A 23,251-nucleotide genomic window follows, 5' to 3' on the forward strand; every position below is an offset into this window, starting at 1 on the left:
CGTCGAGTACCTCCGGCCCGCCTACCCCCACGCCTTCCTGTCCGGGGAGGGCGTGCCATGCTGAAGCATCGCGGCTTCCCCAGTCGCCTCCCGGGCACCGATCTCCAGTACACGATCCGCCGCGCCAACAAGGACGGCGCCACGCGTATCATTCGGCGCGAGCGCTACCGTGACCGCAAGGCCATGGACCGTGCCGCCGATACGGGCTTTCTGGCTGCCCTCTGGGCGCAGTTCGGCGAAGAGCCTTTCGAGCGCGGCAACCTCGACGCCGGACGTATCTCGTGGCTGTTCGGCCGCGAGGTGGTGCCGGCCGAGGATCCTTTCGATCCCGAATCCTACGAAGCGCTGCTCCGCATCGACCGCCGCAAGGCCGAGGCTGCCTTCCCCGAGATCTTCGCCCCCGATGCCCCGCCCGTGTCCTTTGACGAGGACGGCTGGGACGACGAGGAGGAATAGGCATGCTTTCGCGCAAGCTGCTGCCCATGCGGCCGAATTTCGCGCATCGCGAATGGCGGGGCCAGATGGTCTTTGTCAGCGGGCCGGCTGCGACCCATCTTCTGTCTGCGGAGGCGGGCGTTCCGGCGGACCGTATCCGGCAAGACTGCGACCCTTCCCTTTCCTTCCGGTCCGGCGCGCTGCGATCCGGACCGGATTTTTCCTCGCGTGAGCGGCAATCGGCCGAGCGCAGGACCCCCCGGATTTTCGGCTTTTCCGCGTCGCGCGTTGCGGTAATCCTCGGCCCCGACAATACAGAAGCCGGAGGCAGAGCATGTCCAACATCACGAAATTCCTTCTTCTCGGTGCCATCGTCGCGACCGTTTCGGCCTGCGACACGGCCACGGGCCGCGCAGGCGGCGGCGCCCTTGCAGGCGCTGCTCTTGCCGATGCGACCGACGAGAACATGGTCGCCGGCGCCGCTCTCGGCGCACTGGCCGGCGCCGCAAGCTGCGGCGTGCCGGGCCTGCCGCCCTGCCGCTCGGGCGGCCGCTACTACTGAGGTCCGCGCCGCCTCGGCGGCACCGGTCGCAGGGTCCGGCGCCCTTCTCGCGTCGACACCAGATTTCCGCGCGGCTTCGGCTGCGCTGACTACCGCATCGCAGGGACCGTCCGGGCTTTGGCCCGGGCGGTCCTTTTCGTTTTCGCGCCTTGCCGCGCGCTGCTGACAAAGGGACGATGATGTTCAAGAAGATCCTGATCGCGAACCGGGGCGAGATCGCCTGCCGCGTCATCAAGACCGCCCGCAAGATGGGCATCAAGACGGTGGCCGTCTACTCGGACGCCGACCGCAACGCTCTCCACGTCAGCATGGCGGACGAGGCGATCCACATCGGGCCGCCGCCCGCCAACCAGTCCTATATCGTGATCGACAAGATCATGGAGGCGATCAAGCAGTCGGGCGCCGAGGCGGTGCATCCGGGTTACGGCTTCCTGTCCGAGCGCATGGACTTCGCCGCGGCGCTCGAAGCGGCCGGCGTGGTCTTCATCGGCCCGCCCTCGGGGGCGATCGAGGCGATGGGCGACAAGATCACCTCGAAGAAGCTGGCGAAGGAGGCCGGCGTTTCGACCGTTCCTGGCTACATGGGCCTGATTGCCGACGCCGACGAGGCGGTGCGGATCTCGAACGAGATCGGATATCCGGTGATGATCAAGGCCAGCGCGGGCGGCGGCGGCAAGGGGATGCGCATCGCCTGGAGCGAGGCCGAGGTCAAGGAAGGCTTTGAATCCTCGAAGAACGAGGCCGCCAACAGCTTCGGCGACGACCGGATCTTCATCGAGAAGTTCGTGACCCAGCCGCGGCACATCGAGATCCAGGTTCTGGCCGACACCCACGGCAACTGCGTCTACCTGCACGAGCGCGAGTGCTCGATCCAGCGCCGGAACCAGAAGGTCATCGAGGAGGCGCCCTCGCCGTTCCTCGACGAGGCCACCCGTAAGGCCATGGGCGAGCAGGCCTGCGCGCTGGCCAAGGCCGTGGGCTATGCCTCCGCCGGGACGGTGGAATTCATCGTGGACGGGCAGAAGAACTTCTACTTCCTCGAGATGAACACGCGTCTCCAGGTGGAACATCCGGTCACCGAGCTGATCACCGGCATCGACCTCGTCGAGCAGATGATCCGTGTGGCTGCGGGCGAGAAGCTGCCCTTCCAGCAGTCCGACCTTAAGATCAACGGCTGGGCGATGGAGAGCCGTCTCTATGCCGAGGATCCCTACCGCAACTTCCTGCCCTCGATCGGGCGGCTCTCCCGCTATCGGCCGCCGGCCGAGATCGCGACGCCGACCTCGGTCGTGCGCAACGACACCGGCGTCTTCGAGGGCGGCGAGATCTCGATGTACTACGATCCGATGATCGCCAAGCTCTGCACCTGGGCGCCGACACGCGAGGCCGCCATCGAGGAGATGCGGCTCGCGCTCGACACGTTCGAGGTCGAGGGGATCGGCCACAACCTGCCCTTCGTGGGCGCCGTGATGGACCACCCGCGCTTCGTCAGCGGCGACATCACCACGGCCTTCATCGCCGAGGAGTATCCCGAGGGCTTCCAGGGCAGCGTGCTGGACGAGGCAACCCTGCGCCGCGTGGCCGCCGCCGCCGCCGCGATGAACCGCGTGGCCGAGATCCGGCGCACCCGCATCTCGGGGACGATGGACAACCACGAGCGGCACGTCGGCTGCGACTGGGTGGTGGGGCTGCAGGGCGAGACCTACCATGTCAACATTGCGGCCGACCGCGAGGGCTCGACGGTCAGCTTCTCGGACGGCGCCTCGCTCCGGGTCACATCGGACTGGACTCCAGGCCAGCCGCTGGCCCGTGTGATGGTGGACGGCAAGCCGCTGGTGATGAAGGTCGGCAAGGTTCCGATGGGCTTCCGCCTGCGGCTGCGCGGCGCGGATCTGAAGGTCCATGTGCGCACGCCGCGTCAGGCCGAACTCGCGCTGCTCATGCCCGAGAAGCTTCCGCCGGACACGTCGAAATACCTGCTCTGCCCGATGCCGGGCCTCGTGGTGAAGATCAACGTGGCCGAGGGCGACGAGGTGCAGGAAGGTCAGGCGCTGGCCACCGTCGAGGCGATGAAGATGGAGAACATCCTGCGCGCCGAGCGCAAGGGTGTGGTCAAGAAGGTCGCCGCCGCGCCGGGCGCCAGCCTGCGCGTCGACGATGTGATCATGGAGTTCGAATGAGCTACCGGCCGGCCGGGTTCCTCTCGAGCAGTTCGTCCCGTCGCAGGGGGAACTTGTCGATGGCCCGGCCGATCTCGCGCACGTCCCAGGGCAGGGGCTTGCGCAGCTTCACCTGCCCGTCCTTGTCGATGATCACGAGCGAGAAGCCGCGCGGGTGCAGCGTCCTGCGGATCTCGGAGGGGTCGTCGGGGTCGGTGTCGAAGATCACGATCACGTCGCGCTCGCCGAGATACTCGAGACGGGCGCCGATCATCTCCATCTGGCGGGCGAAGTTGGGATCGGCCGCGGTGTCGGCAAAGACCACCACCGGCCGCTTCGTCCAGAGGAACTGCTTGAGCGTGAGCCCATGCGCCTCGACTGGTCCCGGGCCCTCGGGGGCCTGGGTCTCCGCCAGGGCGGACAGGGGCAGAAACGTAGCAAGAGCAAGAATTTGAAGGGGTTTCATGCGGCCTCCCGTCCTCATATAGGCCGGTTCCAGCCGAAACCCAAGCATCAACGCGCGGCCTCGGGCCCGCGGTCACGAAAAGGGAAGACCCGATGACCGACAAACTGGATGCGTGGCGCAAGCTCGCCGAGAAGGAGCTGAAGGGCCGCAGCCCCGACAGCCTGACCTGGAACACGCTGGAAGGCATTCCCGTCAAGCCGCTCTACACGAAGGCCGATCTCGACGGGATGGACCATCTCGACGGCGTGCCGGGCTTGGCCCCCTTCACCCGCGGCGTGCGCGCCACGATGTATGCCGGCCGGCCCTGGACGATCCGGCAATATGCGGGCTTCTCGACGGCAGAGGCGTCCAACGCCTTCTACCGCAAGGCCCTGGCAGCCGGTCAGCAGGGCGTCTCGGTGGCCTTCGACCTGGCCACCCACCGCGGCTACGACAGCGACCACCCGCGCGTCGTGGGCGACGTGGGCAAGGCGGGTGTGGCGATCGACTCGATCGAGGACATGAAGATCCTCTTCGACGGCATCCCGCTCGAGAAGGTCTCGGTCTCGATGACGATGAACGGCGCGGTGATCCCGATCCTCGCGAACTTCATCGTGACGGGCGAGGAGCAGGGCGTTCCGCGGGCCGAGCTGTCGGGCACGATCCAGAACGACATCCTCAAGGAGTTCATGGTCCGCAACACCTACATCTATCCGCCCGAGCCCTCGATGCGGATCATCGCGGACATCATCGAATACACCTCGAAGGAGATGCCGAAGTTCAACTCGATCTCGATCTCCGGCTACCACATGCAGGAGGCCGGGGCGAACCTCGTGCAGGAGCTGGCCTACACGCTGGCCGACGGGCGCGAATACGTTCGGGCGGCGCTGGCGCGCGGCATGAACGTGGACGACTTCGCGGGAAGGCTCAGCTTCTTCTTCGCCATCGGCATGAACTTCTTCATGGAAGCCGCGAAGCTGCGCGCGGCGCGGATGCTCTGGCACCGCATCATGTCGGAATTCGAGCCGAAGAAGCCCGGCAGCCTGATGCTGCGCACGCACTGCCAGACCTCGGGCGTCAGCTTGCAGGAGCAGGACCCCTACAACAACGTGATCCGCACCGCCTATGAGGCGATGTCGGCGGCGCTCGGCGGCACGCAGTCGCTGCACACCAATGCGCTCGACGAGGCCATCGCGCTGCCCACGGAATTCAGCGCGCGCATCGCGCGGAACACCCAGATCATCCTGCAGGAAGAGACGGGCGTGACCAAGGTCGTCGATCCGCTGGCGGGCTCCTACTACGTCGAAAGCCTGACCGCGGAGCTTGCGGAAAAGGCCTGGGCGCTGATCGAGGAAGTCGAGGCGATGGGCGGCATGACCAAGGCCGTGGCCTCCGGCATGCCGAAGCTGAGGATCGAGGAATCCGCCGCCCGCCGCCAGGCCCTGATCGACCGCGGCGAGGACGTGATCGTCGGTGTGAACAAGTACCGCCTCGCGAAGGAAGATCCGATCGAGATCCTCGACATCGACAACGTCGCCGTCCGCGAGGCGCAGATCGCGCGGCTCGAGAAGATGCGCGCGACCCGCGACGAGGCCGCCTGCCAGGCAGCGCTCGACGAACTGACCCGCCGCGCTTCCGAGGGCGGCAACCTGCTTGAAGCCGCGGTGGACGCCTCGCGCGCCCGCGCCTCTGTCGGAGAGATCAGCATGGCCATGGAGAAGGTATTCGGGCGCCACCGGGCGGAGGTGAAGACGCTCTCGGGTGTCTATGGCGCAGCCTACGAGGGCGACGATGGCTTTGCGCAGATCCAGCGCGACGTCGAGGCCTTCGCCGAGGAAGAGGGCCGCCGTCCGCGCATGCTGGTGGTCAAGATGGGGCAGGACGGTCACGACCGGGGCGCCAAGGTGATCGCCACGGCCTTCGCAGATATCGGCTTCGACGTGGACGTGGGCACGCTGTTCCAGACCCCGGAAGAGGCCGCTCAGGACGCCATCGACAACGACGTGCACGTCGTCGGCATCTCCTCGCTGGCGGCGGGCCACAAGACGCTCGCGCCGAAGCTGATCGAGGCGCTGAAGGAGAAGGGGGCCGGCGACATCCTGGTGATCTGCGGCGGCGTGATCCCGCAACAGGATTACGAGTTCCTGCAGAAGGCGGGCGTCAAGGCCATCTTCGGACCCGGAACCAACATCCCTTCGGCCGCAAAGCACATCCTCGACCTGATCCGCGAGGCGCGCGCCTGACGACCCCGGCGCCGCCTCCGGGCGGCGCCGCGCCCGCGCGAGCGGACATGGCGGCGGGGCGCAGGCGATCCCTCGGTGTCCCCGAGTTCGCCGCGATGCTGCGGCGCCGCCTCCGCCAGGAGATCGAGGATCACCTCGTCCGACATCTCGAGACGTCCCGGCGGGTCTCGCCTGGTCCGCGCCGCGCGCCCTGCCTGTCCGCCGCCTCGCTCTCTCTCCCCCGCATCCGACGCCCTTCTGCCGAGAGCGGCCGCAGCAACGCATCGCCCGCCCCTTTCAGTCTCGCACAAATATCCCGGGGGTGCGGGGGCAGCGCCCCCGCGCGCTGCGCGCGGCCGATGCGCCGCTCGCTGCCGCACCCGGCCAATCCGCCGCAGCGGAGTGTCGCCTTTCGTTGCGGAAGCGTCGCGTTTTTTCCGCTGGACAGCCGCTTTGCGGCCGGGCTAGGTGAGAAGCAGCAGGATCGGGAGAATCCGGGGGCGACCCTGGTGCCGAAGGAGCAACCGCCCCGGTAAACTCTCAGGCTCAAGGACCGTCCTGGCACGAAGACTCTGGAGAGAGGCCGCATGGCCCGCCGAAGGGATAACGATCTCAGGCGCAAGGGACAGAGGGGGCACTGCGGAACGGCTGGCCGTTCCCGTGGTGCCGCGCATTCCGCCGGCATCGGACCGAGGAGGGCGGCGTGAGCGACGAAACCCCGGAGCTGCGGCAACTGCCGCTCCATGATCTGCATGTGCGTCTAGGCGCCCGGATGGTGCCCTTTGCCGGCTGGGAGATGCCGGTGCAATATCCGGCGGGCGTGATGAAGGAGCACCTCCACACCCGCGCCGCGGCCGGCCTCTTCGACGTGAGCCACATGGGCCAGCTTCTCCTGCGGCCGAAGACGTCGATGGATGATCTGGTCGCTGGCTTCGAGAGGCTGATGCCGGTCGATGTCGCGGGCCTGCCCGAGGGGCGGCAGCGCTACGGGCTGCTCACCAACGAGACCGGCGGGATCCTCGACGACCTGATGTTTACCAACCGCGGCGACCATTTCTTCGTCGTCGTGAACGCGGCCCGGGTCGCCGAGGACACCGCTCACCTGCGCGAGGAACTGCGCGAAGTGGCCGAGGTCGCCACGGTCGAGAGCCGCGGCCTTCTTGCGCTGCAGGGCCCGGCGGCAGAGGCGGCCCTCGCGCGGCTGGTGCCCGCCGCCGCCGCGATGCGCTTCATGGACTTCATCGCCGCCGACTGGCAGGGCGCCGAACTCTGGATCTCGCGCTCGGGCTATACCGGCGAGGACGGATACGAGATCTCGGTTCCGCTCGAGACCATGGCGGCCTTCGCCGAAGCGCTTCTCGCGATGGAAGAAGTGGCGCCGGTGGGCCTCGGGGCGCGCGACAGCCTGCGGCTCGAGGCCGGGCTCTGCCTCTATGGCCACGACATCGACACCACCACCTCGCCGGTCGAGGCGGGGCTGGGCTGGGCCATCCAGAAGGCGCGGCGGGCGGGTGGCGCCCGGGCGGGCGGTTTCGCCGGCGACCAGCGCATCCTGCGGGAACTCGAGGCCGGGCCCGAGCGTCTGCGCGTGGGGCTGCGCCCGGAAGGACGTGCGCCGATGCGCGAAGGGACCGACCTCTTCGCACCCGATGGAACGCCTGTCGGCCGCGTCACCTCCGGCGGCTTCGGCCCATCGGTCGAGGCGCCCGTCGCCATGGGCTATGTCGCCGCTTCGCAGGCCGCGCCCGGCACGCACCTTCTGGGCGAGGTCCGCGGCCGCCGCCTCGCGGCGACCGTCGTGCCGCTGCCTTTCCGACCCTCCACCTACAAACGCTGAGGCTTAAGATGAAATACACCAAGGAGCATGAATGGCTGCGGGTCGAGGGCGACCTCGTCGTGGTCGGCATCACCGAACATGCGGCGACGCAGCTCGGAGATGTCGTGTTCATCGAGCTGCCCGAGATCGAGACCGTGGTCGCGGAGGGCGACGAGGTGGCGGTGATCGAGAGCGTGAAGGCCGCCTCGGACATCTCGGCGCCGATGGATGGCGAGATCGTCGCGGTGAACGAGAAGCTCGTCGACAAGCCCGGCCTCGTGAACGACGACCCGACGGCCGCCTGGTTCTTCAAGATGAAGATCGAGGACCTCTCGGTGCTCGACGACTTCATGGACGAGGACGAGTATCAGGACCTGATCGGCTGAATCATGACCTTCACCCCCACCGACTACAACGCCTACGATTTCGCGAACCGCCGGCACATCGGCCCGTCGCCCTCCGAAATGGAGGAGATGCTGCGCGTGGTGGGGGTGTCCTCGCTCGACCAGCTGATCGAGGAGACGGTGCCCGCCTCGATCCGGCAGGAGGAGCCTCTCGACTGGGCGCCCCTGGCCGAGCATGAGCTTCTCGCCAAGATGCGTGAGGTGGCCGCGAAGAACCGCGTGATGACCTCGCTCATCGGGCAGGGCTATCACGGCACGGTGACGCCGCCTGCCATCCAGCGCAACATCCTGGAAAATCCGGCCTGGTATACGGCCTACACGCCCTACCAGCCCGAGATCGCGCAGGGGCGGCTCGAGGCGCTGCTGAACTACCAGACGATGGTGGCGGATCTGACCGGCCTGCCGGTCGCCAATGCCTCGCTTCTCGACGAGGCGACGGCTGCGGCCGAGGCCATGACCATGGCCGAGCGGGCCTCGAAGTCGAAGGCGCGGGCCTTCTTCGTTGACGCCGACTGCCATCCGCAGACGATCGCGGTCATCCGCACCCGCGCCGAGCCGCTGGGCATCGAGGTGATCGTGGGCCATCCCGCGCAACTGGTGCCCGGGGACGTGTTCGGTGCACTCTTCCAGTATCCCGGCACCTACGGTCTCGTGCGCGACCTGAGCCGGGACATCGCGGCGCTGCACGAAGCCCGCGCCGTCGCCGTGGTGGCGACCGATCTGCTGGCGCTCTGCCTGCTGAAGGAACCGGGCGCGATGGGGGCCGACATTGCCATCGGGTCGAGCCAGCGGTTCGGCGTGCCGATGGGCTACGGCGGGCCGCACGCGGCCTTCATGTCCTGCCGGGACGAACTGAAGCGCTCGATGCCCGGCCGCCTCGTCGGCGTGTCGGTCGATGCGCGGGGCAACAAGGCCTACCGGCTCGCCCTCCAGACCCGCGAGCAGCACATCCGGCGCGAGAAGGCGACCTCGAACGTCTGCACCGCACAGGCGCTGCTTGCCGTCATGGCGAGCTTCTATGCCGTCTTCCATGGTCCGAAGGGCCTGCGCCACATCGCGGAACGCGTGCATCTCAATACCGTGCGCCTCGCGACGGCGCTGAAGGAGGCGGGCGCGCGCGTCAGCCCCGAGGCCTTCTTCGACACGATCACCGTCGAGGTGGGCGTGGGGCAGGCGGGCATCCTCGCCGCCGCGCGCCACCGGGGCATCAACCTGCGCAAGGTGGGGCGCGACCGGGTGGGGATCTCGCTCGACGAGACCACGGACGCGGGCGTGATCGCGCGGGTGCTCGACGCCTTCGGCATCCACGAGCCCGCGCCGGCGACGGTCGGCCTCGGCTTCCCCGAGACGATGCTCCGCGACAGCGACTACCTCTCGCATCCGGTGTTCCACATGAACCGGGCGGAATCCGAGATGATGCGCTACATGCGCCGCCTGTCGGACCGCGACCTCGCGCTCGACCGGGCGATGATCCCGCTCGGCTCCTGCACGATGAAGCTGAATGCCGCGGCCGAGATGATGCCGATCACCTGGCCCGAGTTCGCGACGCTCCATCCCTTCGCGCCGGCCGATCAGGCGGCGGGCTATCACGAGGCCATCGGCGACCTCTCCCAGCGGCTCTGCCGGATCACCGGCTACGATGCCATGTCGATGCAGCCGAACTCCGGTGCGCAGGGCGAATACGCGGGGCTCCTGACCATCCTCGCCTATCACCGGGCGCGGGGAGAGGCCGAGCGCAAGATCTGCCTCATTCCGATGTCGGCGCACGGCACCAACCCGGCCTCGGCGCAGATGGCGGGGATGAAGGTGGTCGTGGTGAAGTCGGCGCCGAACGGCGACGTCGATCTTGAGGATTTCCGCGACAAGGCCGCGGCAGCGGGCGACACGCTCGCGGCCTGCATGATCACCTATCCCTCGACCCACGGCGTCTTCGAGGAGACCGTGCGCGAGGTCTGCCGCATCACCCACGAGCATGGCGGGCAGGTCTATATCGACGGCGCCAACATGAACGCGATGGTGGGGCTCGTGCAGCCCGGCGCCATCGGCGGCGACGTGAGCCACCTGAACCTGCACAAGACCTTCGCCATCCCGCATGGCGGCGGTGGGCCCGGCATGGGGCCGATCGGGGTCAAGGCGCATCTTGCGCCCTACCTGCCGGGCCATCCCGAGGTCACGGGGCCTCTGACCGGCGGCCATGACGAGGCGGCCGACGAGGGGCCGGTGTCTGCCGCGCCCTATGGCTCGGCCTCGATCCTGCTGATCTCCTGGGCCTATTGCCTGATGATGGGCGGCGAGGGCCTCACGCAGGCGACGCGGGTCGCGATCCTGAACGCGAACTACATCGCGGCGCGGCTGCGTGGGGCCTACAAGGTGCTCTTCATGGGCAACCGCGGCCGGGTCGCGCATGAGTGCATCCTCGACACGCGACCCTTCGCCGAGGCGGGGGTGACGGTGGACGATATCGCCAAGCGGCTGATCGACAACGGCTTCCACGCGCCGACCATGAGCTGGCCCGTTCCGGGCACGCTGATGGTCGAGCCGACCGAGTCCGAGACCAAGGCCGAGATCGACCGCTTCGTGGCGGCGCTCCTCGCGATCCGGGACGAGATCCGGGCGGTCGAGAACAGCGAGATCGCGGCCGAGGACAGCCCGCTGCGCCATGCGCCGCATACGGTCGAGGACCTCGTGGCGGACTGGGACCGGAAATACCCGCGCGAACAGGGCTGCTTCCCGCCGGGATCGTTCCGGGTGGACAAGTACTGGCCGCCGGTGGGCCGGGTGGACAATGCCTGGGGCGACCGGAACCTCGTCTGCATCTGCCCGCCGGTGGAAAGCTACAGCGTGGCGGCCGAATAGGCCGCCCGACGGTCGCGAACCGGTCGCCGGCGGGGTCGCGCGCTCGGCCCGCACGAGGCGGGGCAGGGGCTGCGGATCCGGTTCGGCGCGGGACGAGGCAGGCGCGGCCGGGCTTGTCCGCATCGGATGCGGCAAGGCTTCGGGCGTCCTGACCTCGGTGGCGACACGGCCGGCCGGATCGTCCGGGCTTCGGACCCGCATATGCCCCGGCTCTGCCGAATGTCCGGCCCCGGGAAGTCCGGCAACATGCTCCCGATCGGTGGCATTCGAGTGAACTGCCCCGCTTCGGTCCCGATCCGGAGCCGGTTCCGCGCCCTTTGCGCGGCACGCTCCGAGTCCTGCCGCAAGGTCGGCGGATGGCGACGCAGGTCGGGACATGACAGGAGCAGGCAACAGGGATCCGGCTCGGGGAACGGCCGTGCTCGTCGAGGGTTTTCTCGGCGGAACGCCCATTGCCACGCCCGCAGGCTGGCGCGCGGTCGAGAGTCTTCGGGCGGGCGATCCCGTGCTGACGGTCGACGGTCCTCCGCAGACGATCCGCCTCGCTCGGCACTGCCGGATCCGGCCTGCCCTCTGGCCGCCGAGGCTCGCGCCCCTCCGGGTGCCGCCGGGCGCGCTCAAGAACCGCGAGGAACTGGTGCTCCTCTCGGGGCAGCAGGTGCTACTGGAATGCGATCAGGCCGAATCGCAGTTCGGCGAGCCCTTCGCGCTCGTTCCGGCTGCGGCGCTCGAGGGCTTTCGTGGCATCTTCCGCGATCCGCCAGCGGGTGAGCCGCTGGCGGTCACACTCGGCTTCGGCGAGGAGGAGCTGGTCTATGCGGCGGGTGCGGCGCTCCTGCGCTGCGGGCCGTCCGAACCGCCCCGGGATGCGGTGCAGGCGCTTTTCGCCCGGGCGGGCGCGGGGATCGCGCCCGCCCTGTCGCTCGAACAGGGGCTGCATCTCGTCGCCTGTCTCGTGGCGGAGGAGGCGGGCGCCGCCCTCCGCCAGCTGCCGCTTCAGGCTGCCTTCGCCCGCGGCGCGAAGCGTCCATAGAAGCTCTCGCCCGTCTGCGCCATCTCGACGAGAAGCTTCGGTGGCGCAAAACGCGGGCCGTGCCGTTCGGCAAGGCCCTCGCAGATCTCGACCGCCCGCGGGGCGCCGATCATGTCGAGCCACGAGAACGGTCCGCCCGACCAGGGTGCAAAGCCCCAGCCGAGGATCGCGCCCACGTCGCCCTCGCGGATGTCGGTCAGCACGCCCTGTTCGAGCGCGCGCACCGCCTCGAGCACCTGCGCGAAGAGGAGCCGGTGCTGCACCTCGGACAGGTCCGGCTGGGCCTCGGCGACCGGCCAGTGCCCGGACAGGCCGGACCAGAGGCCCATCCGCTTGCCGGCCTCGTCATAGGCGTAGAAGCCGGCTTTCGCCTTCCGGCCCATCCGCCCTTCGTCGGCAAGCCGGAAGATGACCTCGTCCACCGCCGCGTCCGGATAGGCCTCGCCCATCGCGGCCTTCGTGGCCTTGGCGATCTTCACGCCCAGGTCGATCGAGGTCTCGTCCACCAGTTGCAGCGGCCCGAGCGGCATGCCCACGAGCTTTGCTGCATTCTCGATCAGGGCGGGCTGCACCCCTTCGGCCACCATGCGGATCCCCTCGTTGAGATAGGGGATGATGCAGCGGTTGGCGTAGAAGAACCGGGCGTCGTTGACGACGATGGGCGTCTTGCGGATCTGGCGCACGAAGTCGAGCGCCTTGGCCACGGCGCGATCGCCGGTCGCCTTGCCGCGGATGATCTCGACCAGCATCATCTTGTCCACCGGCGAGAAGAAATGGATGCCGATGAACTGCGCCGGATCGCGGCTCGCCCTGGCGAGGCCCGAGATCGGCAGCGTCGAGGTGTTGGTGGCGAAGATGCAGTCGGGTCCGACCGAGGCTTCCACCTTCTGCGTGACCTCGGCCTTGACGCCGGGATCCTCGAACACCGCCTCGACGATCAGGTCGCAGCCCGCGAGTGCGGCGTAGTCGGTTGTGGCGGCGATGCGGCCGAGAACCTCGGCCTTCTTCTCGGCCGTGACCTTGCCGCGCTTCATGCCCTTGTCGAGGATCCCCTCGGAATGCGCCTTGCCGCGGTCTGCGGCTTCCTGTGTCGCGTCGATCAGCACCACCTCGATCCCGGCATTGGCCGAAACATGCGCGATGCCCGCACCCATCATGCCGGCCCCGATGACGCCGATCTTCCTCACCGACTGGTCCGGCTGCTCGGGACGCACGGCGCCCTTCTCGAGCGCCTCCTTGTTGATGAAGAGCGACCGGATCATCGCCGAGGACGAGGGGTTCATCAGCACATGGGTGAACCAGCGCGCCTCGATCTTCAGCGCGGTGTCGAAGGGCACGAGCGCGCCCTCGTAGACCGCCGAAAGCAGTGCCTTCGCGGCCGGATAGACGCCCATTGTCTTGCCCATCACCATGGCCGAGGCTCCGACGAAGGTCATGAAGCCCGCGGGATGATAGGGCGCGCCACCGGGCATCTTGTAGCCCTTGGCATCCCAGGGCTTCACGAGGTCGGCGTCCTTCGCCGTCAGCACCCATTCCTTCGCGCGGGCGAGAAGCTCGTCGGCGGGCACCACCTCGTCGACGACGCCCATGGCCCTGGCGCCCTTCGGATCGTTCAGCTTGCCCTCGAGCAGCAGTGGCGCCGCCATCATGGCTCCCAGCTTGCGCGAGATCCTCGTGGTGCCGCCGCCGCCGGGGAAGATGCCGACCATGATCTCGGGCAGGCCGATCTTGGCCTTGGGATTGTCGGCCGCGATGATGCGGTGGCAGGCGAGCGGCAGCTCGAGCCCGATGCCGAGTGCCGTGCCGGGCAGGGCCGCGACGATGGGCTTGCCGCCCTTCAGCGTCTTCGGGTCCATGCCCGCGCGTTCGATGCGACGCAGGACCTGGTGCATCTGCATCACGCCCTCGAACACGGCCTTCGCCGGATCGGCGCCGCCCTCGTGCTTCATGCGGGCGATGACGTTGAGGTCCATGCCTCCGGCGAAGTCCTTCTTGCCGGAGGTGAGGATCACGCCCTTGACGGCAGGATCGGCCAGGGCCTCGGAAACGAGTCCGTCAAGCTCGGCGAAGCCCGTCATGGACATGACGTTCATGGACTTGCCGGGCACGTCCCAGGTGATGGTGCAGACGCCGTCCCCGTCGGTGCGGCTGGTGAAATCGGTCATTCTCGGATCCTCCCGTGGGATGAGGAGGGGCACCCCGGGCGCCCCTCCCGCAATTCGGTCACTTCGGCTCGCGCGGGCCAGCCCATGGCGTGCCGTCGCGATAGGTGCAACGGGCCTCGGTGCCCTCGATCTGCAGCAGGAGATCGTGGTCCGGGTAATGCGCGACCTCGCGCGGGGCCTTCGTGCCCACGACGAGGAACCGTGCCACCCGGTCGGTGCGGTTCAGGAAGTGGTGGCCGTCGGGGTCTCCCGCAGGGAAGGCCGCGCAGTCGCCCGGCCGCATCACATGCTCGCCAGCGTCCTGCACCAATGTGCATTCCCCTTCGGTCACCATCACGAACTCGTCCTCGTTCTCGTGCCAGTGGCGCAGCGAGGACATGGCGCCGGGCTCCAGCGTCACGAGGTTCACGCCGAACTGCGTGAGCCCGCCAGCCTGTCCCAGCCGGAGCGAGCTGCGGCCCGCCATCATCGCGGCATAGGGATCGGGATAGATCGAGCCGGACTTGACCGGGCAGGCGGCGAGGTCGAGGACGCCCATCACAGCCTCTCGATGATCGTCGCAGCCCCCATGCCCGAGGCCACGCAGAGCGTCGCGAGGCCCACGCCCTTGCCGCTGCGTTCGAGCTCGTCGAGCAGCGTGCCGATGATGATGGCCCCGGTGGCGCCCAGCGGATGGCCCATGGCGATCGCGCCGCCGTTCACGTTCACCCGGTCGGCATCGACGCCGAAGGCCTGCTGGAAGCGCAGGACGACCGCCGCGAAGGCCTCGTTCACCTCGAAGAGGTCGATGTCCGCGATCTGCATGCCCGAGTCCTTCAGGATCTTCTCGGTCACCGGAACCGGGCCAGTCAGCATGATCGTCGGGTCGGTGCCGATCTTGGCCGTCGCGCGGATGCGGGCGCGGGGCGTCAGGCCGTTCGCTTCGCCGAATTCACGGCTGCCGATCAGGATCGCCGCCGCCCCGTCCACGATGCCCGAGGAGTTGCCGGCGTGATGGACGTGTTCGATCTTCTCCAGCTCGGGATATTTCATGACGGCGAGCTTGTCGAAGCCCGGCATCTGCTCGCCCATCTCCTTGAACGCGGGCTTCAGCGCGCCCAGCGACTGCATGTCGGTGCCTGGGCGCAGGTATTCGTCCCGCTCGAGGATCATCACGCCGTTCTGGTCGCGCACCGGCACCACGGACTTTCCGAAATGTCCCGCCTCCCAGGCGGCGGCGGCCCGCTTCTGGCTCTCGACGGCCAGCGCGTCCACGTCGTCGCGCGAGAAGCCGTAGCGCGTGGCAATGATGTCGGCCGAGATGCCCTGAGGCACGAAATAGCTTTTCATCGCGAGCGAGGGATCGACCGCGATCGCGGCCCCGTCCGAGCCCATGGCAACACGGCTCATCATCTCGACCCCGCCGGCGATATAGGCCTCACCCGCGCCGGCGCGCACCTGGTTCGCGGCGAGGTTCACCGCCTCCATGCCGCTCGCGCAGAAGCGGTTGATCGAGAGGCCGGGGATCTTCTCGTCGAGATCCGAGAGCAGCACCGCCGAACGCGCGAGGCAGCCGCCCTGCTCGCCGACCTGCGTGGCATTGCCCCAGATCACGTCCTCGATATGCGCGCCGTTCAGATGGTTGCGCTCCTTCACGGCGTTCAGCACCCGTGCCGAAAGCGCGACCGAAGTCACCTCGTGCAGCGCACCATCCGGCCGGCCCTTGCCGCGCGGCGTGCGCACGGCGTCGTAGATGTAGGCGTCGGTCATCTGTCCTCCTCCGGCCGGACGGTCGAGGTCCTGGCCCTGTCGCATGTTCTCGCGCGCCCGCGGGACGCGCGCTTCACTCTTCGGGTGCCTGATGCGACACGACCTCGGCCACAAGCTCGGGCCGCGTCGCATGATCCGGGAGATGGTGGAGTCCCTTCACCCACGGAACGCACCCTTCCACGCCGTGATTGGCGACGGGCCGGTAGTCGAAGCCCGTCAGGCTTCCGGCCATGAATTCGGTCGTGTCGCCGCTGCGATAGAAAAGCGGCGTTCCGCAGGTGGAGCAGAAGCCGCGTTCTGCCACCGATGAAGAGGCCCAGACGGACGGCGTGCCATGCCAGGTCACTTCCGAGGTCGGCACCTCGAGCAGCGGCGCGAAGGCATTGCCCGTCGCGCGCTGGCACATCCGGCAGTGGCACACCGTGGACTTCTTCGGCCCTGCCGGCAATTCAAAGCGCACCGCGCCGCACTGGCAGCCGCCATGGGCGGCGGGTTCGCTTCTCCATCCCTCACGCATCGGTCGGTCCCTCCCTCAGGACCCGGGCCGGGCCTCAGAAGGCCTCGGCGGGCAGCCCCATCACCGGCTCCGCGCCGCTCTCGATCCGCGCCAGATGCAGCGCCGTCGCGGGCAGGTGGCGCGCCATGTAGTAGCGCCCGGTCGCGATCTTGGCCTCGAGCGCGTCGCGGTCGCCGCGCCCGGCCTCGAGCGCCTCCATCGCGGCCTTCGCCATCTTCGTCCACATGTAGCCAAGGCAGAGATGGCCCATCATGGTCATGAAGTCGTAGGAGCCGGCCAGCGCCTCGTCGGGGTTCTTCATTCCCTTCTCGGCAAAGAACATCGCGGCCCTCTGCGTGTCCTTCGACGCCTGCTTCAGCGGCTCGACGAAGCCCTTGAGGCGGGGGTCCCCCTCGTGATCCTTCACGAAGCCGCGGATCATCTGGAAGAAGGCCATCGCGGGCTTGCCGCCTTCCGCCGCGAGCTTGCGGCCCACGAGGTCGAGCGCCTGGATGCCGTTTGCGCCCTCGTAGATCATGGCGATCCGCGCGTCGCGGACGAACTGGCTCATGCCGTTCTCCTCGACATAGCCGTGGCCACCCCAGACCTGCTGCGCGGCGACCGCGCATTCGAGGCCCTTGTCGGTCTGGAAGCCCTTGATGACGGGTGTCAGCAGCGAGATCAGCCCCTCGGCCTCGGCATCCCCCTGCCGGACCGAACGGTCGATGAGTTGCGCCCCCCAGAAGGTGAGCGCGCGGGCGCCCTCGATGAAGCTCTTCTGGTCCATCAGGTTGCGGCGGATGTCGGGATGGACGATCAGCGGATCGGCCGCCCCGGCCGTGGTGCCCTGGCCCGAGAGCGAGCGGCCCTGCAACCGGTCGCGCGCGTAGGCCACGGCGTTCTGATAGGCGGTCTCGGCCACCGCATAGCCCTGCAGGCCCACGCCGAGCCGCGCCTCGTTCATCATCGTGAACATGGCGCGCATCCCCTTGTGGAGTTCGCCCAGCAGCCAGCCCTTCGCGCCGTCGTAGTTCAGCACGCAGGTGGCATTGCCGTGAATGCCCATCTTGTGCTCGATCTTGCCGACCGTGACGTTGTTGCGCTCGCCGAGCGATCCGTCCTCGTTCACGAGGTATTTCGGCACGATGAAGAGCGAGACACCCTTCGTCCCCTCGCCGCCGCCCGGTGCCTTGGCCAGCACGAGGTGGACGATGTTCTCGGCCATGTCGTGATCGCCGGCCGAGATGAAGATCTTCTCGCCGGTGATCAGGTAGGACCCGTCCTCCTGCGGCTGGGCCTTGGTGCGCATCATGCCGAGATCGGTGCCCGCATGGGGCTCGGTCAGGTTCATGGTGCCGGTCCAGTCGCAGGTCACCATCTTCGGCAGCCAGGTGCGCTTCTGCTCTTCGGTGCCGTGCGTGTGGATGGCGGAATAGGCGCCGTGGGTCAGGCCCTGATACATGTTGAAGGCCATGTTGGCCGAGACGAAGATCTCGCCCACCGCCGTCTGCATGAGATAGGGCAGGCCCTGGCCGCCATATTCGGGATCGCAGTCCAGCGCGGTCCAGCCACCTTCCTTGAGCTTGTCGAAGGCCTCGGCGAAGCCGTCCGGCGTGCGCACCACGCCGTTCTCGAGACGGCAACCCTGCATGTCGCCCACGCTATTGAGCGGCGCGAGCACGTCCCGCGCGAGCTTGCCGGCCTCATCCAGCACGGCGGAGGTAAAGTCGGGCTCCAGTTCGTCATAGCCCGGGATCCCCGATCCGGACACGTTCAGAACGTCGTGCAGGATGAACTGCATGTCGTTCACGGGCGCGTTGTAGATGGACATTCCTCTCCTCCCTCTGGCAGTCACTCGGCCGCAGAGCGGCGGAAGGCGGCCAGCGCCTCCTCGCCCCAGGCCAGTTGCTCCTTCAGCTCCGCGATCGCCTCGTCCAGCTCGGCGCGCTGTCGCTCCATCTGCTCGAGCCGCTGCTTGGCCACCTGATAGGTGCGCGCCAACTGCAACTCCTGGCTGCCGTCGCGGTCGTAGAGATCGAGAAGCTGGCGAATTTCCTCGAGGCTGAACCCGAAGCGCTTGCCGCGCAGGATCAGCTTCAGCCGTGCACGATCGCGCCGCGTGAAGAAGCGCTTGGTGCCGTCCCGGATCGGGAACAGCAGTTCCTTCGACTCGTAAAAGCGCAAGGTGCGCGGCGTCACGTCGTACGCGTCGCACATTTCGCGAATGGTCATCACGTCGCTGGTCATCACTCTCTCACAGGCTCCGGAGGGGCTCGGTTGCCCTCCAGATGGATCGTGATGCGAGGGTTACCAGAGGACTTGACGTTGACGTAAACGTTACGTGACGTCAAGGCTGCCTGTGACGTCGTGTCAGCTTTCGGGAGTGGCCAGTTCCTCGGCTGTCGAGTCCCTGAGCGCCTGAAGATCGGCGATCGTCACCTCGAGATCCGCCCTCTGCCGCGCCAGTTCTGCAAGCTGCCGGTCGGCCATCTCGATCCACGCCTCGAGCTGCGGCCGGGTGCCCTTCTGCTGGTAGATGAGCAGCCACTGGCGGATCTCCTCGAGCCCGAATCCGAAGCGGCGGCCGCGCAGGATCAGGGTCATGCGGGCGATCTCGCGCGGGCCGTAGAACCGGGCGCGTCCCTCCTTCTCGGGCTGCAGGAGCTCGATGTATTCGTAGTAGCGCAGGGTCCGCGGAGTGACGTCGAACCGGGCACACATTTCCTTGAAGTTGAGACGGGTATCGGACATGGGCTTCCTCCGTGGGCGCAAGGTAAGCGCAAGCCGAAGCGGGCGCAATCTGGCCTTGCGGCCCGCGCGCGATGGGCGATGATGCAGGCCCCGCAGGAAGGTGATCCCATGACCGACATAGCGCTCGCCCGGCAATTCATCGAGGCGATTCCCCATTCCCGGGCTCTCGCCATGGAACTCGACGAACTGGGCGAGGGACGGGCCGTGATCTCGATGCCGTGGGACGCGCGCTTCGTGGGCGACCCCGCGACGGGCGTCATCCATGGCGGCGCGGTCTCGGCGCTGATGGACACGGCGAGCGGTGCTGCAGTGATGTCCCACCCCGAGGCCGGACCCTCGACGGCGACACTCGATCTGCGGATCGACTACATGCGACCCGCCGCGCCGGGGCAGCGGATCCGGGCGGTTGCGGTGTGCTACCATGTCACGCGGACGGTGGCCTTCGTGCGGGCGACGGCGACGGACGAGGACGAGAGCCGGCCGGTCGCCACGGCCACCGGCGCCTTCACGGTCGAGCGCATGCGGACCGGGGCGCTCGACGCCTCTCGCGCGACCGCCGCCGTCTCGGCCGCGGCCGAAGAGCAGGGCGGTGCGCAATGAGCCGCCCGCAGCCCGAGCCCGTCCAGATCGTCAAGCAGCGCCGTGACGCGGCGCTCCGCGCGCTTGTTTCGGGCGTTCCCTACATCACCTATCTCGGCATCCAGTTCGACCGGCGCGGCGACGAGCTGACGGCGGTCCTGCCCTTCGACGAGAAGCTGATCGGCAATCCAATGCTGCCCGCCATCCACGGCGGCGTGACGGCGGCTTTCCTCGAGGTGGCCGCCATCATCGAGCTTTCGTGGTCCGTCCTCTGGCAGGAGATGGAGCAGGGCCGGCTCGATCCGGCGCAGATCGAGGCCCATCTGCCGCGACTGCCCAAGACCATCGACTTCACCGTAGACTACCTGCGTTCGGGGCTGCCGCGCGACGCCTATGCGCGGGCGCGGGTGAACCGCTCGGGCCGCCGCTACGCGAGCGTGCATGTCGAGGCCTGGCAGGATAACCGGGTGCGGCCCTTCGCCCAGGCTACCGGGCACTTCCTGATGCCCGCGCGCCATGAGTGAGGTCCCGCCCGCGGCCCCCGCCGCGGGAGCCGCCAGCCCGCCGAGCGCGGCTGACATCACCCACCGGCGCATCCTGCGGATGGCTCTGCCGATCGTGATCTCGAACGCGACCGTGCCGCTGCTGGGCGCGGTGGACACGGGTGTCGTGGGGCAACTCGGCGAGGCGGCCCCCATCGGCGCGGTGGGTCTCGGCGCCGTCGTGCTGGCGACGCTCTACTGGGTCTTTTCCTTCCTGCGCATGGGAACCTCGGGGCTTGCGGCGCAGGCGCATGGCGCGGGCGACGAGGCCGAGCGCTCTGCCATCCTGCTGCGATCGCTCCTGATCGGGTGCGGAGCGGGGCTCTGCTTCATCCTGCTGCAGGTGCCGGTGATCTGGGCCACCTTTCGCGTGGCGCCGGCCTCGGCCGAGGTCGAGGCGCTGACGCGGACCTATCTTTCCATCCGGATCTGGGGGGCGCCGGCGACCATCGCGCTTTTTGCCGTCACGGGCTGGCTCGTGGCGCTCGAGCGGACGCGGGGCATTCTCGTCCTGCAGCTCTGGATGAACGGACTCAACATCCTGCTCGACCTGCTCTTCGTGCTGGGGATGGGCCTCGGCGTTGCAGGCGTGGCCTCGGCCACGCTGATCGCGGAATGGACGGGTCTTGCGCTTGGCCTCTGGCTCTGCCGCGAGGCTTTCGGCCCGGTGCTGACAGCCGCTCGCGCGCGGCTGGCCGATGCCGAGGCGATCCGGCGGATGCTGGGCGTGAACCGGGACATCATGGTCCGCTCGGTCCTGCTTCAGTGCAGCTTCACCGCCTTCGTCTTCCTCGGCGCAGGCTTCGGCGACGTGACGCTGGCCGCCAATCAGGTGCTGCTGCAGTTCCTCGAGGTCTCGGCCTACGCGCTCGACGGCTTCGCCTTCGCGGCCGAGGCGCTGGTGGGGCAGGCGGTCGGCGCGCGGTCGGTTCCCCGGGTGCGGCGGGCGTCGATCATGCTCGGACAATGGGGCGCGGGCGGTGCGGTGCTCATCGCGCTGGGGATCGCGCTTTTCGGTCCGCCGATCATCGACCTGATCTCGACCTCGCCCGAGGTGCGGGCCGAGTCTCGCGCCTACCTGCCGTGGCTGGTCGCGGCCCCGCTGATCGGCGTGGCCAGCTGGATCTACGACGGCATCTTCATCGGTGCCACCCGCACGCGCGAGATGATGCAGGCGATCATGGTCTCGGTCGCGCTCTATGCGCTGGCGCTTCTGGCTTTCGTGCCGCTCTTCGGCAATCACGGCCTCTGGGCCGCGCTCGCCGTCCTGAACGGTGCGCGCGGCGTGACCATGGCGCTGCTCTATCCACGGGTGGAACGGGTGGCCGCCGCCTAGCGGACGAAGCGGAAGGCGGCGGAGGCGCCCCAGCCGGCGACCACGGCGAGCACGAGGGACAGCAGCCCGTAGATCAGAGGCTGCTCGTGGGCCAGCGCGAAGATGAAGCGCTCCACCCCTGCCTTCTGCACCCCGATCGTATCCTCGAACACGTCCACCACGCGGCCGTCCCGGGTCAGGAACACCCGGACGCCGTAGTCTCCCTCGGTCAGATTCGCGGGAAGCTGCACGTCTGTGCGGAAGAGAGTGCCCTCGGTCAGCCGCACGGCGCCCTCCGCCGTGACATAGCGCTCCTCGCGCGTCCGTATCCGCTCCAGCGCCTCGACGAAGCTTGGCGCGTTCTCTGCCTGAGAGCTGATGCCGATGGCGCGGATCGCGCGCGGCGTGGTGATCTTGTAGCGCAGGTTGTCGGTGGCCGAGAGAACCTGCGGGAGCGGCCCCGAAGTCGCCACGGCATAGAAGCTCGGCGCGCGACCGATCCGGACCTTCTCTCGGTTGATCCAGATGCCGAAGCGCCTTTCCTTCTTGCGGACCATCACCTGCGTCGGCGGACCCGAGACCGTCACGATCACCCCCAGATCCCCCGTGGGCTCAGGGGTGTAGCGCTGAACCGCGCCATAGATCATGATCTGAGAGCCCTGGAAGTCGGCCGTGATCGAGACCCGCGTCTCGGAGAGGCCGAGGACGATGCGCTCGTCCTGCGCCAGCGCGGCGGGCGCGCAGAAGGCGAGGATCAGGACGAGCAGCCGGATCACGGAAGCACCCCCACGGTCAGGCTGTAGAGCTCGTTCGGGCGGATCAGCAGGTCGGCCGCGATCTTTCCGCAGACGACGAGCACCAGCAGCGAGAGCAGGATGCGGAGCTGTTCGGCCCTGAGCCTGACGCCGATGCGGGCGCCGACCTGAGCGCCGATGACGCCGCCCACGATCAGGAGGAGCGCCAGCGCCATGTCGACGGTCTGGCTGGTCACCGCATGCATGACGGTGGTGAAGGCGGTGACGAAGATGATCTGAAAGAGCGAGGTGCCGATCACGATCTTGGTGGGCATCCCCAGCAGGTAGATCATCGCCGGCACCATGATGAAGCCGCCACCGACGCCCATGATCGCCGCCAGGAAGCCCACGAAGGCCCCGACGATCATCGGCGGGATCACCGAGATGTAGAGGCCGGAGGCGCGGAACTTCATCTTGAGGGGCATCTTGTGCGCCCAGCCGTGCTGCCGGGCCCGCCTGACCGGCGCGCCGGGCCGCCGCGAGCGTCGCAGGGTGCGGACGCTCTCCTGCAGCATGAGGGTGCCCACGAGACCGAGGAAGAGGACATAGGCCAGCTGCACGAAGAGGTCGACCTGCCCGAGGGTGTTCAGCCGGGCGAAGACCGCGACGCCGAAGGCCGACCCCGCCACACCGCCTGCGAGCAGCACGAGCCCCATGCGGAAATCGACGGTCTTGCGCTTGAGCTGCGCGAGGACGCCCGAGACCGAAGAGGCCACGACCTGGTTCGCGCCGGTCGCCACGGCCACGGCCGGCGGGATGCCGATGAAGAACAGCAGCGGCGTGATGAGGAAGCCTCCACCCACTCCGAACATGCCGGACATGAAGCCGACGATCCCGCCGAGCCCGAGCAGAAGGAAGATGTTGACCGACACCTCGGCTATGGGGAGGTAAAGCTGCATGGGGCCGTTCACGGGGGAGAGGAGGTGCT

Annotated in this window: 21 protein-coding genes and 2 riboswitches; of the genes, 11 read left to right on the top strand and 10 right to left on the bottom strand. The window is 68.3% G+C overall.

Annotation, left to right across the window (positions count from 1 at the left end; all coding sequences use genetic code 11):
* Nucleotides 1-57: 57 nt before the first annotated feature.
* The 3 genes from ACTVZP_RS00520 to ACTVZP_RS00530 all read left to right on the top strand — a co-directional run bounded on the left by ACTVZP_RS00520 (nt 58) and on the right by ACTVZP_RS00530 (nt 3,177).
* Complete coding sequence (locus ACTVZP_RS00520) at nt 58-456, top strand: hypothetical protein (RefSeq protein ID WP_443210110.1); 399 nt, start codon at nt 58-60, stop codon at nt 454-456.
* 313 nt (nt 457-769) lie between these two features.
* Nucleotides 770-997, top strand: a complete 228-nt coding sequence (locus ACTVZP_RS00525) for a hypothetical protein (RefSeq protein WP_443210111.1) — start codon at nt 770-772, stop codon at nt 995-997.
* 179 nt (nt 998-1,176) lie between these two features.
* Nucleotides 1,177-3,177, top strand: coding sequence for an acetyl-CoA carboxylase biotin carboxylase subunit (locus ACTVZP_RS00530; protein ID WP_443210112.1), 2,001 nt, complete (start codon nt 1,177-1,179; stop codon nt 3,175-3,177).
* 1 nt (nt 3,178) lies between these two features.
* On the opposite strand, the gene ACTVZP_RS00535 is transcribed toward ACTVZP_RS00530, so the two are convergent.
* On the bottom strand, nt 3,179-3,622 hold the full coding sequence (locus ACTVZP_RS00535) for a DUF4174 domain-containing protein (RefSeq protein WP_443210113.1): 444 nt from the start codon (nt 3,620-3,622) through the stop codon (nt 3,179-3,181).
* A 92-nt stretch (nt 3,623-3,714) separates the two neighbouring features.
* Between ACTVZP_RS00535 and scpA the strand changes: the two genes are divergently transcribed.
* The 5 genes from scpA (at nt 3,715) to ACTVZP_RS00560 (ending at nt 11,932) form a co-directional block, all read left to right on the top strand.
* Entirely contained in the window at nt 3,715-5,844 is a 2,130-nt protein-coding gene (gene scpA, locus ACTVZP_RS00540) for a methylmalonyl-CoA mutase (protein ID WP_443210114.1), read from the top strand.
* Between the two features lie 453 nt (nt 5,845-6,297).
* Nucleotides 6,298-6,389: riboswitch (glycine riboswitch) on the top strand.
* A 4-nt stretch (nt 6,390-6,393) separates the two neighbouring features.
* A riboswitch (glycine riboswitch) is annotated at nt 6,394-6,454 on the top strand.
* 72 nt (nt 6,455-6,526) lie between these two features.
* The gene (gene gcvT / locus ACTVZP_RS00545; RefSeq protein ID WP_443210115.1) at nt 6,527-7,660 is read left to right on the top strand and encodes a glycine cleavage system aminomethyltransferase GcvT; all 1,134 of its coding nucleotides are present in this window, start codon (nt 6,527-6,529) and stop codon (nt 7,658-7,660) included.
* Between the two features lie 8 nt (nt 7,661-7,668).
* Nucleotides 7,669-8,025, top strand: a complete 357-nt coding sequence (gene gcvH / locus ACTVZP_RS00550; protein WP_443210116.1) for a glycine cleavage system protein GcvH — start codon at nt 7,669-7,671, stop codon at nt 8,023-8,025.
* Between the two features lie 3 nt (nt 8,026-8,028).
* Nucleotides 8,029-10,899 carry an aminomethyl-transferring glycine dehydrogenase gene (gcvP, locus tag ACTVZP_RS00555; protein ID WP_443210117.1) on the top strand — a complete coding sequence of 957 codons (2,871 nt, stop codon included), beginning with the start codon at nt 8,029-8,031 and terminating at the stop codon, nt 10,897-10,899.
* Nucleotides 10,900-11,275: 376 nt separating this feature from the next.
* Nucleotides 11,276-11,932, top strand: coding sequence for a Hint domain-containing protein (locus tag ACTVZP_RS00560; protein ID WP_443210118.1), 657 nt, complete (start codon nt 11,276-11,278; stop codon nt 11,930-11,932).
* Here the strand turns inward: ACTVZP_RS00560 and ACTVZP_RS00565 are convergent.
* The 7 genes from ACTVZP_RS00565 to ACTVZP_RS00595 all read right to left on the bottom strand — a co-directional run bounded on the left by ACTVZP_RS00565 (nt 11,896) and on the right by ACTVZP_RS00595 (nt 19,093).
* Nucleotides 11,896-14,097: a 3-hydroxyacyl-CoA dehydrogenase NAD-binding domain-containing protein gene (locus ACTVZP_RS00565; protein WP_443210119.1), complete on the bottom strand. Its 2,202-nt coding sequence runs from the start codon at nt 14,095-14,097 to the stop codon at nt 11,896-11,898. The two genes, ACTVZP_RS00560 and ACTVZP_RS00565, sit on opposite strands and share 37 nt — an antisense overlap.
* A gap of 58 nt (nt 14,098-14,155) precedes the next feature.
* Nucleotides 14,156-14,635 (bottom strand): cupin domain-containing protein, encoded by a 480-nt coding sequence (locus tag ACTVZP_RS00570; RefSeq protein WP_443210120.1) that lies wholly within the window; start codon nt 14,633-14,635, stop codon nt 14,156-14,158.
* Nucleotides 14,635-15,846 carry an acetyl-CoA C-acetyltransferase gene (locus ACTVZP_RS00575; protein ID WP_443210121.1) on the bottom strand — a complete coding sequence of 404 codons (1,212 nt, stop codon included), beginning with the start codon at nt 15,844-15,846 and terminating at the stop codon, nt 14,635-14,637. Before ACTVZP_RS00575 ends, ACTVZP_RS00570 begins: the two co-directional genes overlap by 1 nt.
* Nucleotides 15,847-15,919: 73 nt before the next feature.
* On the bottom strand, nt 15,920-16,363 hold the full coding sequence (locus ACTVZP_RS00580; protein ID WP_443210122.1) for a GFA family protein: 444 nt from the start codon (nt 16,361-16,363) through the stop codon (nt 15,920-15,922).
* A gap of 34 nt (nt 16,364-16,397) precedes the next feature.
* Nucleotides 16,398-18,173 (bottom strand): acyl-CoA dehydrogenase C-terminal domain-containing protein, encoded by a 1,776-nt coding sequence (locus ACTVZP_RS00585; protein WP_443210123.1) that lies wholly within the window; start codon nt 18,171-18,173, stop codon nt 16,398-16,400.
* A gap of 20 nt (nt 18,174-18,193) precedes the next feature.
* Nucleotides 18,194-18,589, bottom strand: a complete 396-nt coding sequence (locus tag ACTVZP_RS00590; RefSeq protein WP_443210124.1) for a MerR family transcriptional regulator — start codon at nt 18,587-18,589, stop codon at nt 18,194-18,196.
* Between the two features lie 123 nt (nt 18,590-18,712).
* Nucleotides 18,713-19,093, bottom strand: coding sequence for a MerR family transcriptional regulator (locus tag ACTVZP_RS00595; RefSeq protein ID WP_443210125.1), 381 nt, complete (start codon nt 19,091-19,093; stop codon nt 18,713-18,715).
* Between the two features lie 108 nt (nt 19,094-19,201).
* On the opposite strand from ACTVZP_RS00595, the gene ACTVZP_RS00600 reads away from it, so the two are divergent.
* From ACTVZP_RS00600 to ACTVZP_RS00610, 3 genes are read left to right on the top strand one after another with little or no spacing between them, the layout of a single operon-like run.
* Entirely contained in the window at nt 19,202-19,693 is a 492-nt protein-coding gene (locus ACTVZP_RS00600) for a PaaI family thioesterase (protein WP_443210126.1), read from the top strand.
* A complete protein-coding gene (locus ACTVZP_RS00605; RefSeq protein ID WP_443210127.1) occupies nt 19,690-20,196 on the top strand; it encodes a PaaI family thioesterase in 507 nt (168 codons plus the stop codon). The genes ACTVZP_RS00600 and ACTVZP_RS00605 overlap by 4 nt, the downstream gene beginning before the upstream one ends.
* A complete protein-coding gene (locus ACTVZP_RS00610) occupies nt 20,189-21,550 on the top strand; it encodes an MATE family efflux transporter (protein WP_443210128.1) in 1,362 nt (453 codons plus the stop codon). The genes ACTVZP_RS00605 and ACTVZP_RS00610 overlap by 8 nt, the downstream gene beginning before the upstream one ends.
* On the opposite strand, the gene ACTVZP_RS00615 is transcribed toward ACTVZP_RS00610, so the two are convergent.
* Both ACTVZP_RS00615 and ACTVZP_RS00620 read right to left on the bottom strand, forming a co-directional pair.
* A complete protein-coding gene (locus ACTVZP_RS00615; RefSeq protein ID WP_443210129.1) occupies nt 21,547-22,305 on the bottom strand; it encodes a TIGR02186 family protein in 759 nt (252 codons plus the stop codon). The genes ACTVZP_RS00610 and ACTVZP_RS00615 overlap by 4 nt on opposite strands.
* The gene (locus ACTVZP_RS00620; RefSeq protein WP_443210130.1) at nt 22,302-23,222 is read right to left on the bottom strand and encodes a sulfite exporter TauE/SafE family protein; all 921 of its coding nucleotides are present in this window, start codon (nt 23,220-23,222) and stop codon (nt 22,302-22,304) included. The genes ACTVZP_RS00615 and ACTVZP_RS00620 overlap by 4 nt, the downstream gene beginning before the upstream one ends.
* Nucleotides 23,223-23,251: the final 29 nt, after the last annotated feature.

This window comes from Rhodobacter sp. NSM (assembly GCF_052244495.1).
Classification (GTDB): domain Bacteria; phylum Pseudomonadota; class Alphaproteobacteria; order Rhodobacterales; family Rhodobacteraceae; genus Cereibacter_A.

Excerpts from the sequence above, each read along its gene's own strand:
- ACTVZP_RS00520 (WP_443210110.1), top strand. The coding sequence starts at position 58 with ATGCTGAAGCATCGCGGCTTCCCCAGTCGCCTCCCGGGCACCGATCTC.
- ACTVZP_RS00525 (WP_443210111.1), top strand. The coding sequence starts at position 770 with ATGTCCAACATCACGAAATTCCTTCTTCTCGGTGCCATCGTCGCGACC.
- ACTVZP_RS00530 (WP_443210112.1), top strand. The coding sequence starts at position 1,177 with ATGTTCAAGAAGATCCTGATCGCGAACCGGGGCGAGATCGCCTGCCGC.
- ACTVZP_RS00535 (WP_443210113.1), bottom strand. The coding sequence starts at position 3,622 with ATGAAACCCCTTCAAATTCTTGCTCTTGCTACGTTTCTGCCCCTGTCC.
- scpA (WP_443210114.1), top strand. The coding sequence starts at position 3,715 with ATGACCGACAAACTGGATGCGTGGCGCAAGCTCGCCGAGAAGGAGCTG.
- gcvH (WP_443210116.1), top strand. The coding sequence starts at position 7,669 with ATGAAATACACCAAGGAGCATGAATGGCTGCGGGTCGAGGGCGACCTC.
- gcvP (WP_443210117.1), top strand. The coding sequence starts at position 8,029 with ATGACCTTCACCCCCACCGACTACAACGCCTACGATTTCGCGAACCGC.
- ACTVZP_RS00560 (WP_443210118.1), top strand. The coding sequence starts at position 11,276 with ATGACAGGAGCAGGCAACAGGGATCCGGCTCGGGGAACGGCCGTGCTC.
- ACTVZP_RS00565 (WP_443210119.1), bottom strand. The coding sequence starts at position 14,097 with ATGACCGATTTCACCAGCCGCACCGACGGGGACGGCGTCTGCACCATC.
- ACTVZP_RS00570 (WP_443210120.1), bottom strand. The coding sequence starts at position 14,635 with ATGGGCGTCCTCGACCTCGCCGCCTGCCCGGTCAAGTCCGGCTCGATC.
- ACTVZP_RS00575 (WP_443210121.1), bottom strand. The coding sequence starts at position 15,846 with ATGACCGACGCCTACATCTACGACGCCGTGCGCACGCCGCGCGGCAAG.
- ACTVZP_RS00580 (WP_443210122.1), bottom strand. The coding sequence starts at position 16,363 with ATGCGTGAGGGATGGAGAAGCGAACCCGCCGCCCATGGCGGCTGCCAG.
- ACTVZP_RS00585 (WP_443210123.1), bottom strand. The coding sequence starts at position 18,173 with ATGTCCATCTACAACGCGCCCGTGAACGACATGCAGTTCATCCTGCAC.
- ACTVZP_RS00590 (WP_443210124.1), bottom strand. The coding sequence starts at position 18,589 with ATGACCAGCGACGTGATGACCATTCGCGAAATGTGCGACGCGTACGAC.
- ACTVZP_RS00595 (WP_443210125.1), bottom strand. The coding sequence starts at position 19,093 with ATGTCCGATACCCGTCTCAACTTCAAGGAAATGTGTGCCCGGTTCGAC.
- ACTVZP_RS00600 (WP_443210126.1), top strand. The coding sequence starts at position 19,202 with ATGACCGACATAGCGCTCGCCCGGCAATTCATCGAGGCGATTCCCCAT.
- ACTVZP_RS00605 (WP_443210127.1), top strand. The coding sequence starts at position 19,690 with ATGAGCCGCCCGCAGCCCGAGCCCGTCCAGATCGTCAAGCAGCGCCGT.
- ACTVZP_RS00610 (WP_443210128.1), top strand. The coding sequence starts at position 20,189 with ATGAGTGAGGTCCCGCCCGCGGCCCCCGCCGCGGGAGCCGCCAGCCCG.
- ACTVZP_RS00620 (WP_443210130.1), bottom strand. The coding sequence starts at position 23,222 with ATGCAGCTTTACCTCCCCATAGCCGAGGTGTCGGTCAACATCTTCCTT.